9 protein-coding genes are annotated in these 11,670 nt (G+C 45.2%); 3 read left to right on the top strand and 6 right to left on the bottom strand.

From position 1 onward, the window contains the following. Window positions 1–3: 3 nt before the first annotated feature. The 6 genes from H8S64_RS02290 to H8S64_RS02265 all read right to left on the bottom strand — a co-directional run bounded on the left by H8S64_RS02290 (window position 4) and on the right by H8S64_RS02265 (window position 8,418). Window positions 4–1,068, bottom strand: coding sequence for an efflux RND transporter periplasmic adaptor subunit (locus H8S64_RS02290; protein ID WP_099291199.1), 1,065 nt, complete (start codon window positions 1,066–1,068; stop codon window positions 4–6). A gap of 21 nt (window positions 1,069–1,089) precedes the next feature. After that, entirely contained in the window at window positions 1,090–2,565 is a 1,476-nt protein-coding gene (locus tag H8S64_RS02285) for a TolC family protein (protein ID WP_186974780.1), read from the bottom strand. A 15-nt stretch (window positions 2,566–2,580) separates the two neighbouring features. After that, window positions 2,581–5,967 carry a golvesin C-terminal-like domain-containing protein gene (locus tag H8S64_RS02280; protein ID WP_186974779.1) on the bottom strand — a complete coding sequence of 1,129 codons (3,387 nt, stop codon included), beginning with the start codon at window positions 5,965–5,967 and terminating at the stop codon, window positions 2,581–2,583. 19 nt (window positions 5,968–5,986) lie between these two features. Further along, the gene (locus H8S64_RS02275) at window positions 5,987–6,916 is read right to left on the bottom strand and encodes an ABC transporter ATP-binding protein (protein ID WP_099291197.1); all 930 of its coding nucleotides are present in this window, start codon (window positions 6,914–6,916) and stop codon (window positions 5,987–5,989) included. Between the two features lie 200 nt (window positions 6,917–7,116). Then, complete coding sequence (recO, locus tag H8S64_RS02270; protein WP_186974778.1) at window positions 7,117–7,833, bottom strand: DNA repair protein RecO; 717 nt, start codon at window positions 7,831–7,833, stop codon at window positions 7,117–7,119. A gap of 9 nt (window positions 7,834–7,842) precedes the next feature. Continuing rightward, window positions 7,843–8,418, bottom strand: coding sequence for a non-canonical purine NTP diphosphatase (locus tag H8S64_RS02265; protein WP_186974777.1), 576 nt, complete (start codon window positions 8,416–8,418; stop codon window positions 7,843–7,845). A gap of 150 nt (window positions 8,419–8,568) precedes the next feature. On the opposite strand from H8S64_RS02265, the gene rsgA reads away from it, so the two are divergent. The 3 genes from rsgA to H8S64_RS02250 all read left to right on the top strand — a co-directional run bounded on the left by rsgA (window position 8,569) and on the right by H8S64_RS02250 (window position 11,643). Then, window positions 8,569–9,489: a ribosome small subunit-dependent GTPase A gene (gene rsgA / locus H8S64_RS02260; protein ID WP_099291194.1), complete on the top strand. Its 921-nt coding sequence runs from the start codon at window positions 8,569–8,571 to the stop codon at window positions 9,487–9,489. Window positions 9,490–9,856: 367 nt separating this feature from the next. Then, on the top strand, window positions 9,857–10,402 hold the full coding sequence (locus H8S64_RS02255) for an RNA polymerase sigma factor (protein ID WP_186974776.1): 546 nt from the start codon (window positions 9,857–9,859) through the stop codon (window positions 10,400–10,402). A 59-nt stretch (window positions 10,403–10,461) separates the two neighbouring features. Further along, window positions 10,462–11,643: a FecR family protein gene (locus H8S64_RS02250; RefSeq protein WP_099291192.1), complete on the top strand. Its 1,182-nt coding sequence runs from the start codon at window positions 10,462–10,464 to the stop codon at window positions 11,641–11,643. Window positions 11,644–11,670 lie beyond the last annotated feature (27 nt).

The following is an 11,670-nucleotide window of genomic DNA, read 5'->3' as shown; positions in this document are numbered from 1 at the left end:
GTTTTATTTCATGATTTTTACTTTGCCTCTGTTTCTCAAGAACTCGTAACCTTTGATAACGATCTTGTCACCCTCGTTCAAGCCTTCCGTGACTTCCGTGTAGCGGTCGTCGCTGATGCCTGTTTTGATGTATTTCTCCACGGCACGATTCTGTTCCACCGTGAATACGTTACGCATTCCCCGGCGGGCATTGACGATTTCTTTCGGGATAAATAACACGGAGTCTCTTTGCAAAGTAATAATCTCGCCTTTGGCGAACATTCCGGGACGTAATTTCAATTCCGGGTTGTTAATAGCGATGTATCCGGAGAATGTACGGGTTTCCTCGTTAATTGCCGGGGATAACTGGGATACGGTTCCGGATAAAGTATCTGATTTTATATTATAGTTGGTAACTAATACTTTTTGTCCCACTTTCACTTTTTCGATGGCATTTTCCGGAAGTGCGATTTCCATATACATCTGGCTGTAGTCCATCATACCCACGATGATTTCGCCGGAAGCAACGTCTATTCCCGGAGTGAAATAGGGTAAAGTGACGATTACCCCTTTAAACGGGGCTCTGATATTTATTTTTTCCAACTCGGTATTTGCCGTTTCCAGTGCGGTTTGTGCTTGGATATAACTGCTTTCGGCGTTCAACACGTCTTTTTCGGTTGCCCCTCCTTTATCATACACGACCTTTTGCCCGTCCCATTCTTTTTTGGCGATATCAACTTGCATTTTCTTGGTTTGCAGCGATACGCTGTTCTCGTGTTCCTTGTTGTTCAGTTTCACAATGACGGCTCCCGCTTCCACGATGTCACCTAATTTATAAGGGCGTCCGGTTTTGGGATTATTCATCAGTTCGTATTTACCGGTAATCTCTGATTTTATCTCGGCGGTTTTGGAGGCTTTTGCCGTACCCGTGGTGGTGGTCAATTCACGAATATTCCGTTTGCCGACTTCCGTGAGCCAGACGGGAGTTGTTGTTTCGGAAGAAGAGCTCGAACGTTGCTCGTTACAGGCGTTCAGAGAAAATGCGAGTAGAATGAACCCGATATATTTTATTGATTTATTTGTAGCCATAGTTGTTATATTTTGTTGTTTTTATTTTAGCAAGTCCACGGGTAGATAAGAGGTGTTCGTTTGGAAATCCCACAATGTCTGGATTTTCAGATCAAGTAATTTCAGTTTATAGCTGATGATCGTGTTCGTGTATTCAGTTTTGGCACTGGTTAGCTGATCTTGTTGATTCTTTAAATCTAAACCCGATAGAGAACCGCTGCGGTATTTTTCCACGCTGATATCGTACGTGCGTTCGGCGTTTTCCACGTTTTTGCGTGCGATCTCTATTTTTTTCACGAGGCTGGGAAGTTCCCGGCATATTTGACGAATTTCGAGTACAACGCTTTTTTTGTATTCGGCTAAATCGATATCTTTATTTTCATTTGCAATCTGAGCCTTGCGTATAGCAGCTTTGCGAGTCCCCCAATCCCAAACCGGGATGGTAAGAGTGACTCCCACGGATTCGTTATCTTCCGGTTTGGTGAAAGCACCTTTTACCTTATCTCCATTACCGAATAAACCGACTTGGGCGGAAATATTTCCCTTGAATTCATTTGTTGCTTTTGCCGTGATCAAATCAAAGAGACCTTGCTCGACACTGATCTGTTTTTGCCGGATCTCCATTCTTTGTTCCAAAGCATATTTGATAGCCAAGTTTTGGTCAACCTCTACCGGTGTAATATCTGTATTCGTGAGTACACTGATGTCCATTTCCAAAGGTAAACCCAAAGTTTGCTTGAATTGGTCTTTGGTGGACTCGTAATTTGTTTCAGCACTATACAGGCTTGTTTCATTATTTGCCAGAGTTACTTCCGATTGGAATAACTCTTCTTTTGGAAGTAGGCCTTGTTCAACCTTATTCTTGGTTATTTCATAGTTTTGCTTTGCACTTTCGAATGCTTCCCGTGCGTCTGTCAGGCTTTTGAAACTTTGGTAAACATTGTAAAATCCTGAAGTTACCGTCTTTTCAATGTTTAGTTGTGCCATAGCATAACTTATCTTGGCATTTTCCAAATCGAATTCCAATTGTTTCAAATCGATTTTGGTTCGATTATAGGTAAAAATAGGTTGATTCAATCGTAATGACAGGCGATTGGAAAAAGAAGTGTTTGTTAGATTGTTGGATTGATTCTGTGCATCTTGCCAGTTGAAATCATTACTTAGCGTCAATGTACCGTCGGTCCATTTCAAAGGTTGAGTGATACTGAAATTACCTCCGGCACTCATGGTACGGTAGGTATTCCATGTTGAACTTATTTCCTCGAAACTACTGCTTCTGGAATAGTTAAAAGGGCTCAAATCGAATTGGAATAAAGATTTTAAGGATGCTTTTCGTTGAAGTAAAGACAGTTCACTCTGTTCAAGTGACATTTTACTTTGTATCAACGACGGGCTTTGTTGATAAGCGATCTCCAAAGCCTTTTCTAGCGTCAAAATCTCTTGAGCGGACGTTGTTCCCGGGGAGAATATGATCAGTAGCCCGGAAATGATCAACGATAATGACGTACGTGTTTTCATAAACTGTTATTGTTATTATTTATTATTACTCGTGTAAACCCATTTTACCGCGTCGGCAATGATGATTTGTCCCGGTTCGGAACCTCTGTCACTCAAGGTAACTTTGGCGTTACCCTCCGAGAAATAGAAACTTCCGAGGGGAACCCAACCGGTGGTATTCCTGCCTCCCGTTTCGACAGACACTTCCTCTTCGCCGTCGTCATGTTTTACTGTATAATATTGGTATCTTTTGGGTTGTTCTCCACGGCCCCACATCATCCTGTCCATGCCGGGCGAGCTGTAAACGAAAACTTCATAGAAACCGGGGATTTGGATTCGCGTGTTCCATTCCGCTTGATTGTTCCCGCTTCCTGATTTCTTGTACATGGCACTATTAATATAGTCACCGTAATAATTTATACCGACGGTTGCCGTCCATTTACTTGGGGGCATCCAGAAATTCAAGTTTTTATACTTGTCTTCTTCCTCCTTTTTGAAAAGAGATTGTAACGTATTCTTCTGGTTCGACTCGATTACACGGAAACCTTTGTCCTCGTTGTCGACCGTGATTTCTTTCGGGTTAAAGGCGAAAACGGTAGGATTACCCGCGAAGATACCGCTTACCGTGTCGGTCGAGGTTGTGGTCACTTTCGCGAAATTATGCATGATATCGCTCGGAAGATTCTGGGCAATATTCGTGTTGATCGTCAAGTTGCTGGGGCGATCGTCGCAAAGGATTCTAATCTCTTTATAACTTCTCGCGTCGATAATAAAATTTTTTGGCGGATTCTCTTCCATTTGGGCTGCTCTTCCCCGTCTGCCGGGACCACCTCGCATGAAACCGCCCTGTTCAACGCTGACAGAGATGATTCCGTCAATATTTGTCGGGTTATAAACTTGGAAGTGTACCATGTATTTCGTGTATTCACCTATGGCAACCTCGTCCGCGTCTATCCCTTTTACAATAAATAATGGCGTGGCGTTTATCGAGTACCACCCGGGAATGAAATCCATCAAGTTGAAATGGAATTTACGGATAAATTCATTATTCAAACGTGTGAAGTTGACTTCTTGGAATTTATATTTCTGAGAGAAGTCGGTCATGAATTTCTTGAAGTCTTCAGAGGGAACTCGTGAAGTGATATAATTTCGCAGGTATATCCCTTTTAATTTCATCATCTCGTAGAACACTTCCGTGGAAAGCGTGTTGTCCAGAACGGCTTGTTCAAAACTCTTGCCGTTCAAATAGGCCGAAGCCCGTTGACTGTCCCCCATGCCCGAGAACATACGGAACCACCTTCTCCCGGGATTTGATTCTTCCTGCTTCAACATGGTGTTCATCACGATGTCAATAATCGGGAAGTCCTGCGAATAGATAGATGTCGCGTAGTTAAAGTACATGGACGAGATGTCGTATTTATTTAATTTGGATGTACCGGACCAACCGCTGGTAAACATATTGACAAAAGAATTACCCTCTTCTTGATAGGTTTCTTCCGATTGGAACACGCTGCGGATAAAATCACGTATCGTGTTCATTTCAAGATCAATATCTTCCGATGAACCTCCCCGCGGATCATTTTGAGCCCACATTTTCATCCTTTTCTTGGAGGCTTTGAAATCGCTGCGCGGCAGAGTGGCTGCCAGTTCGGGCAAGAACACCATTTCCGGTTGCATCTGTTCGCTATTGCCTTTCCAGTTGCGCACGTATCCGGCATAAGAGATGGGCGTTTCCGCCAAGACCAGCTTGGGGAACGGGTATTTGCGTCCCTTGCGCATCTCGTATTCCGTTTTGACATCTGAAAGGAAACCGGCTAGGGTATCCGCCATGTTCGGAAATTCTTTCGAGAAGTAATCGTGACCTTTAAAATTGTATAGTTCGATTTCCACGGAATCTACCGTAACGCTTTTTTTCTCGTAATCCCCGATTGCCAGACTTACCCCCAGTAAGGGAGCTGCATTGGTGAATAACGTCGTGTCGCCGCTTCGGGAGGAAGTACCTTGAGATAAAACCACGCGTTCCGTCGGGTTATACACTTTTAAAGAGAACGTGGCGAAATTCTTCCTTATATTATAAGGTGCTTCCGGGTTTACAGGAGGCAACGTGGTCGGGTACCAGAGACATTCCGGGGTTAACAGGGTAAATTTGTCCTGCACGTAAGCGTAGTTCTTCCCGAATCGGAGAATGCTATTCCCGTTTTGAGTGTCATAATATTCCTCGTCCGTGATATCCAGATAGCAAATATTCTCGTCTATCGTACCTTGGTAACTGATTTGAAGTTCAGCCGTTTCATAAGGACGGAGTTTGTAATCCGCCACAACAACTTGAGCGTCCCTCTCGAAAGGGATATCCTGTCCCTTGGCGGTTAATTTCTCGACCTTCAACGACGGGTTCAAATATAGTAATACGTTATTGATCGTTTTGTGATTCCGGTTCTGTACTTGCAGGTTTGCCGTAACCGAGATTTCTTTTTTGTTTTGTGAATAAGTGATATCCTGACTCAATAAATTAACTTTATCCGCGATGTTGTATTTTTGGTATTTCTCGGAATACAGGTGGCGTTGATTATCGATGTGATGGTAGGTGGAATAGTAAGAGTACCCGCAACCTAATCCCAGAATCATGATAACGCAACCGATAAAGTTGAGTAAGATATTTTTCTTGGGATGCAAAGGAAGACGGTTTACCAGCGCGATAGTGAAAGAAAGTAATCCCATACCCAAGAACAGGAACGTGAAGCGTTGTGTCAGATAGGGAACGAGATTCGTGTGTCCCAGCACTTCGGAAAACATGTTCGGGACGGTAAGTGCGAAAAAGTCAAACGTTCCTTGCTCCACTCCGCCCAAGTACAACAATGTACCGCTTATGAATCCCAGCATGATGATAAATGTCACCGCTTGGTTGCGGACAAAGCTCATGACCACGAATGAAAGACCGAGCACGAATACCAGTGACGGGATAGACAGGGTAAGTAAATAAAAAATATAAGGGAGGAACGCGAACGGGGAATCGCTCGCGAAAACGTGTATAAAACCAGCGATGATTAATGCAATAATGTTCAACGACACGAAAGCCTTGATAATCCCCCATGTCTTGCCGACAATATAATCGGCGTTGCTCATAGGACGCACGTATATCACCTCCGCCGTGTCCAGTTTCTTATCTCTCTTCAAAAAATTGCCCGCCAGAAATATGGCTATGATAGATTGAGCGATATTGAAAAGATAAATGTTGACAAACGGGATAGACGAAGGCATGGCTACCATGCCCCAACGGTACCAGCCGAAAATATTTGATTGAAGGCTGAGCTGGAAAAAGACAATGATTAAAAGGGATAAAACGGCGAATATCCGGAATAACCAGCTCCGGCGTAATAATTTGGTTTCGTATCTTGATATTGTATTGATATTGTGAATATTCATCGCTGATTTTAGTATAGGTTTACTTGAACAATTCGTTTTCTTGAATGGCTTCCACCTGCATGTTCATTTTGTCTTTCAGCAAGTAGTCCATGTAATAAACGTAGGCATGTTCCAGATTCGGTTCAATGGCTTTATGCGAGTATTCCTCGATGTTCTCCGCCACGACTTGAATCTCGAGTCCCCCGTCTGTAGGAATTGTCGAGATAATCGGGTATTTTTCCTTGATCTCCTCGTATTCCTGATCGGTCACGAAAATCTCCCATACTTTCCCTCTTGCCAGATTGACCATTTCATCCGGAGAGCCTTCGAATTTCAATTCGCCCCGGTTCAGGAGAGCCAGCTTCTTACAGGTACTGGAAATATCTCCCACGATATGGGTGGAAAGGATGATGATGGAATCTTTGTCACTGATGTCCGACAGGATATTGCGGAACCGGATTCTTTCTTCCGGGTCGAGTCCTGTCGTCGGCTCGTCGACAATGATTACTTTAGGATTGCCGATAATGGCTTGTGCTATACCCAACCTTCTTTTCATACCACCGGATAATTTATTTGCCCAGCGGTCACGGACTTCAAATAATCCAACTTTACGCAGCATCTCGTCTACCACTTCGCCCCGGTGCTGTTTGCCCTTGATTCCGGCAAGACCTGCCCCGTAATCAAGGAATTCCCACGTTTTCAACTTCTCGAAAAAGCGGAAGTCCTGCGGCAGGTAGCCCAACATGGAGCGAATAGCCTTCCTGTCTTTCGCGATGTCATAGTCATCGAAGTAGATCGTTCCGGATGTGCAGCTCTGCAAGAGAGTCATGATTCGCATCAAGGTGGTTTTTCCTGCTCCATTCGGTCCCAACAGACCAAACATTCCCGGTTCGATTTCAAGATTCAAGTCTTTTAAGGCTTTTTTACCTCCCGGGTAAACTTTGTTTAGATTTACAATTTTGATACGCATAACATTGGTATTTTAGGTTGGTATAAATCTATGCATAATAAGTAGGAATGTATGTTAATAAAATGTGAAAACTGATTGTCCATATAAGACCTGTTTCGCTTAAAAAGGTTTATTTTTTTAACAAAACATTAACAAAAACCTCTCCTTATGCCCTGTTTGCGCTATTTCGGGTAAAAATATGTCTTGATTTTAAAACTTGCCTAAGAGAATATTTCCCGGATTACCCGGATGCTTTTCGTGTTGAAGTCCACGTTTAAATGAAAACCGAGAAAGAGCAGGGCGATATCGAGAAGGATTTTCCGGCTTTGTTGATTGAGAGGGATGTCTTTGAGCGATTCCATCGGGCAGGAACAGAGTTGGTGTATGATTCGGGCGGAACGCGGTCCCGTGCAATAATTCTCGGGAGCGCCCGCGGGATAGAAACACCCGTCGTTAATGTTAAAAACATAATCCGAGTGATAGGTGCTGTCGTCAATGCCGAATCCCATGAGCTTGCTAAGCCGGAACAGGAACAGCAAGTTGAAGTTCGCGATATCCTCCCGGCTCGTGTTGAGATATTCCACGGAGTACCTGATATACTCGTACATGTTCTCGTTCGGGTCAGAATGTCGTAGTACCAAGTCCAGAAGCTCCCCCCATAACAAGGCGATATTCATCTTGTACACGTCGAAATAAATAGATGACGTGTTCACCAGTGAAGACACGGATTTTAACTTGTGAAGCCCCCCTCGTTCATTGGGATAATATTCGAGTTCGACGATCTGCATACATTGCACGGCGTGGTTGTTCTTCCGTTTATAAAGCGTCATGGGGGTGATAAATTGCATGTACCCCCGTTCTGCCGAGTACACGTGCATGATTTGCTGCTGCTCGGAATAGGGTAGACTTTTCAATATGATGCCTTTGATCGTCTGCATGGAAGCGGGTTACCGGGCATTTAGAAACTCGTACAGTTTCCGTACGGCTCGCCCCCGGTGGCTGATCTCGTTTTTAGCGTGCAGGGGCATCTCCGCGAAACTTTCCGCGTAACCGTCGGGGCGGAATATCGGGTCGTAACCGAAACCCTCGTGCCCGTGTTTCCCCGTGAGAATCTCCCCGTTCACGATACCCTCGAAAAGATACTCCCGATCACCGAGGATAAGGGCGATCACCGTTCTGAACCGTGCTTTACGATTACTGACACCCTCCATCTCCCGAAGCACCTTTTGCATGTTCGCCTCCGAGTCGTGGGCAGTTCCGGCGTAACGGGCGGAATAGACACCCGGGGCGTTATCAAGTGCTTCTATTTCCAGTCCGGTATCATCCGCGAAACAATCGTAGCCGAACTTCTCGTGTATATACCTCGCTTTTTGCAGGGCATTCCCCTCCAGTGTATCTTGCTCCTCGGGGATATCCTCGTGGCATCCGATGTCTTTCAGGGAAACGATCTCATGCCGACCGTCCAACATTTCCTTGATTTCTCCCAACTTGTGCGTGTTGTTGGTCGCGAAAACTAATTTCATAATCTATCAAAATTCGTGTATCGCGAAATTAACGAAATAGATTGTCTTTGCAAACGCGAAACGCTATATTTGTACCCGCTTAACGTGTTTCGACAGTGTTTATTATGGAACAAGGTCGGATATGAAGCATGAATTGTAAATCAAAGAACAATGAGAGGAATTGTCGTAAAATCTACCGGTAGCTGGTACGCGGTACGGATGGAATCGGGTGAAGTCTTGGAATGCCGGATAAAGGGAAAATTCAGGATGAAAGGGATTAAGACCACGAATCCCGTGGCGGTCGGTGATGTTGTGGAAGTAGAGATAAATCCCGATGGCGCGGTGATTCACCGGATAGAGGAACGGAAAAATTATATTATTCGAAAATCGACGAATCTCTCGAAAGAAGCGCATATCATAGCCGCGAATGTCGATCAGGCGATGCTGGTCGTAACGGTGAATCATCCCGTGACCTCAACGGTTTTTATCGATCGTTTTTTAGCTTCCGTGGAGGCATACCGGATTCCCGCCATACTCGTTTTCAACAAGATCGACTTGTATGACGAGGATGATCTGATGCTGCTGGGTGCTCTGACACAAATATATATGGAGATCGGGTACGAGTGTTTGCATGTGTCTTCATTGACAGGGGAAGGGATAGAGGATGTCGTGGCGGCGTTGAAAGATAAAGTGACCGTGTTTTCCGGTTTGTCGGGCGTGGGGAAATCTTCTTTGATCAACCGGGTGGAGCCGGGTTTGCAATTGAAAGTTGCCGAAATCTCCGAGTCCCACGACACGGGCAAGCACACGACCACCTTCGCGGAGATGTTCCCGTTGAGTTTCGGGGGGTATATCGTGGATACTCCCGGCATCCGGGCGTTCGGGCTGATACACATGGAGAAAGCGGAGATATCACACTATTTCCCGGAGATATTCAAGCGGGCAAAAGATTGCCGTTTCTACAATTGTACTCATATTCATGAGCCGGGATGCGCTGTTATTCAGGCAGTGGAGGACGGGGAAATCAGCGAAAGCCGTTATTTCAGTTACACGAGCATGTTCGAGGAAGGGGAGGAGAAGTACCGTAAATAAGGTGAAAACCTACCTGAATTCAAGATGAATCCCGTATCAATTCCGGTGCAGTAGTACTTGAAACATTATTTGTACCCTTTTAGTAAGCTATTAAAACGCTATTATAGTATAGGGTTTTAATAGCGTTTTAATAGGGAACTAATAGCGTTTTACACGGAATTGAACCGGAAGTGATACGGGATTTCACATGAATTCAGGTAGGTTTTCTTATTGTTTTCCTTGGAAATGTTTTACTATTTTGAGATGGGGTACAAGTGATTCGGAAGATATTCTTTTGTATTTTTTTGTTATGCCAGTATAAAATTAGAAGCTTTTGTGTAACTTTGAGAAGTCAATAATTTATACACGCGTGTGAGCTTTTGAATTTATGCAGGTTGATGATAAGTTGATATGTCGTTTTTTGGGAGAACATGATCACCGGGGAATGGAGATCTTGTTCGAATACTATTATCGACCGTTGGTGCTGTGGGCAGACACGTTTTTGAGTGATATTCCGGCGGCGGAGGACGTGGTGCAGGATTTTCTCGTGGATTTCTGGGAGAAGCGGGCTTACGAGAGGATCACGTCGGGTAGTATCCGGGGATACCTTTTCGCGGCAGTGAGGAATCGGGCGTTGAAGTTACTGGAGAAGCGGGATGTCTTGCGGGAAGCAGGTGGAGTGTTGCCCGTGTTGGTGGACGAGAGTGATACGGATTGGCTCACGGAGGAGATTTTGCAGGCGGTAGAGGCAGAGATCGAGAAGTTACCCCCGCGCATGAGAGAGGTTTTGAGGGCGGTGTATATTGACGGGTTGAGTTACCGGGAGACGGCTGAAAAATTTGTTATTTCTATAGCAACAGTTAAAACATTGTTGGTAAATGCTTTAAAACGACTTCGAAAAGTTTTTTCTAATTTTCCCCGATTTTTTTCCTGATTTGAATCAACCGTTTTATCATTTTTCCGGTCTATGGGGCAAGAAATTGATATGATAGAATGGAAAGAAAATCTCAAATTACCGAATCCGAGTTATTGGACTTCTTTAATGGCAAACTTTCTACCGGGGAAGAAAGGGAGATTCTGGAATGGAAAGAAGCCTGTGACGAGAACCGTAAGTTGTTTGATACGGTGCGAAAGCAGAATCTCGTTATGCGGGAGGTTGTGCGTGCACGGTTGATCAAGGGGGACTATTCTTCGATACGCGGGCGTATCGGGGGGAGGAGGCGTCGGACATTCAAGTTGTGGTACGGGGTGGCGGCAGCCGCGGTGGTTGTTGCGGTTATTTCTTCGGTCGTGTTATGGCGGGATGCTTCTTCCGTTGACGAGAGTAGAACGATGGCTTATATCGGTCCGCCCGCTCGTAAGGCGATACTGGAGATGGCTGATGGCGGACAACATTACTTGGGGGGCAGTGGGATCAAGTTTGAGGAGCGGGATGGAGCACAAGTGGCGATCAGCAACGGTAAGGTCGTGTACGATAAAAAATTGGAGGAGTACGCGGAGGAAGAAAAAGAAGATGTGCTTGTTTATAACAAGATCACGATTCCCCGGGGAGCTGGGTTGTACCGGATCTCGCTTAATGACGGTAGCGTGGTGTGGCTGAATTCGGACAGCAGGCTGGAATACCCGGAAAAGTTCGCGAAGGGGGAACGGAGGGTGCGTGTCACGGGAGAGGCGTTTTTTGACGTGACACGGGATACGGTGCGACCGTTTGTCGTGGAAACCGTGCGCCAGTTGGTGACGGTGCTGGGGACGAAGTTTAACGTGTCTGCCTATCCGTCAGAGCCGGAGTTGACGACGCTTGCCTCCGGGAAGGTGAAAGTGATTCCTGTCCACGGGGCGGAGGCGGTGGTACTTTCCCCGGGGGAGCAGTCTGTCCTGGGCGTTGGTGTCGATAGCTTGCGTGTATGCCAGGTGAAAGTGAGTGACGTGGTGTCGTGGAAAGACGGAATGATCAGTATCGAGAATATGGCGTTGAGCGAAATCCTGAAAGTCGTTTCGCGTGCTTACGACGTGGATTTCGTGACGGAATCTTTGCCCGGGGAAGACATTATACTGCAGGGAAGTATTTCGAGTGACGAGACGCTGGAGGTGTTTCTTGCCGTGTTGAGTAAAGTGGCAGATGTGAAATTTAAAATAAATGCCGATGGAAAAATAGAAGTTCAAAAGTTAAAGTAAAAAAAGAGAGAGAATTCAAGGAATTCT

This window comes from Butyricimonas hominis, assembly GCF_014287455.1.
GTDB lineage: Bacteria > Bacteroidota > Bacteroidia > Bacteroidales > Marinifilaceae > Butyricimonas > Butyricimonas muris.
Note: the sequence above shows the minus strand (reverse complement) of the source record. Positions and strands in the feature narration are given on the sequence as shown.

Bases quoted from the DNA above. Each gene is read 5' to 3' on its own strand.
- H8S64_RS02290 (WP_099291199.1), bottom strand. From the start codon at position 1,068: ATGGCTACAAATAAATCAATAAAATATATCGGGTTCATTCTACTCGCA.
- H8S64_RS02285 (WP_186974780.1), bottom strand. From the start codon at position 2,565: ATGAAAACACGTACGTCATTATCGTTGATCATTTCCGGGCTACTGATC.
- H8S64_RS02280 (WP_186974779.1), bottom strand. From the start codon at position 5,967: ATGAATATTCACAATATCAATACAATATCAAGATACGAAACCAAATTA.
- H8S64_RS02275 (WP_099291197.1), bottom strand. From the start codon at position 6,916: ATGCGTATCAAAATTGTAAATCTAAACAAAGTTTACCCGGGAGGTAAA.
- recO (WP_186974778.1), bottom strand. From the start codon at position 7,833: ATGCAGACGATCAAAGGCATCATATTGAAAAGTCTACCCTATTCCGAG.
- H8S64_RS02265 (WP_186974777.1), bottom strand. From the start codon at position 8,418: ATGAAATTAGTTTTCGCGACCAACAACACGCACAAGTTGGGAGAAATC.
- rsgA (WP_099291194.1), top strand. From the start codon at position 8,569: ATGAGAGGAATTGTCGTAAAATCTACCGGTAGCTGGTACGCGGTACGG.
- H8S64_RS02255 (WP_186974776.1), top strand. From the start codon at position 9,857: ATGCAGGTTGATGATAAGTTGATATGTCGTTTTTTGGGAGAACATGAT.
- H8S64_RS02250 (WP_099291192.1), top strand. From the start codon at position 10,462: ATGGAAAGAAAATCTCAAATTACCGAATCCGAGTTATTGGACTTCTTT.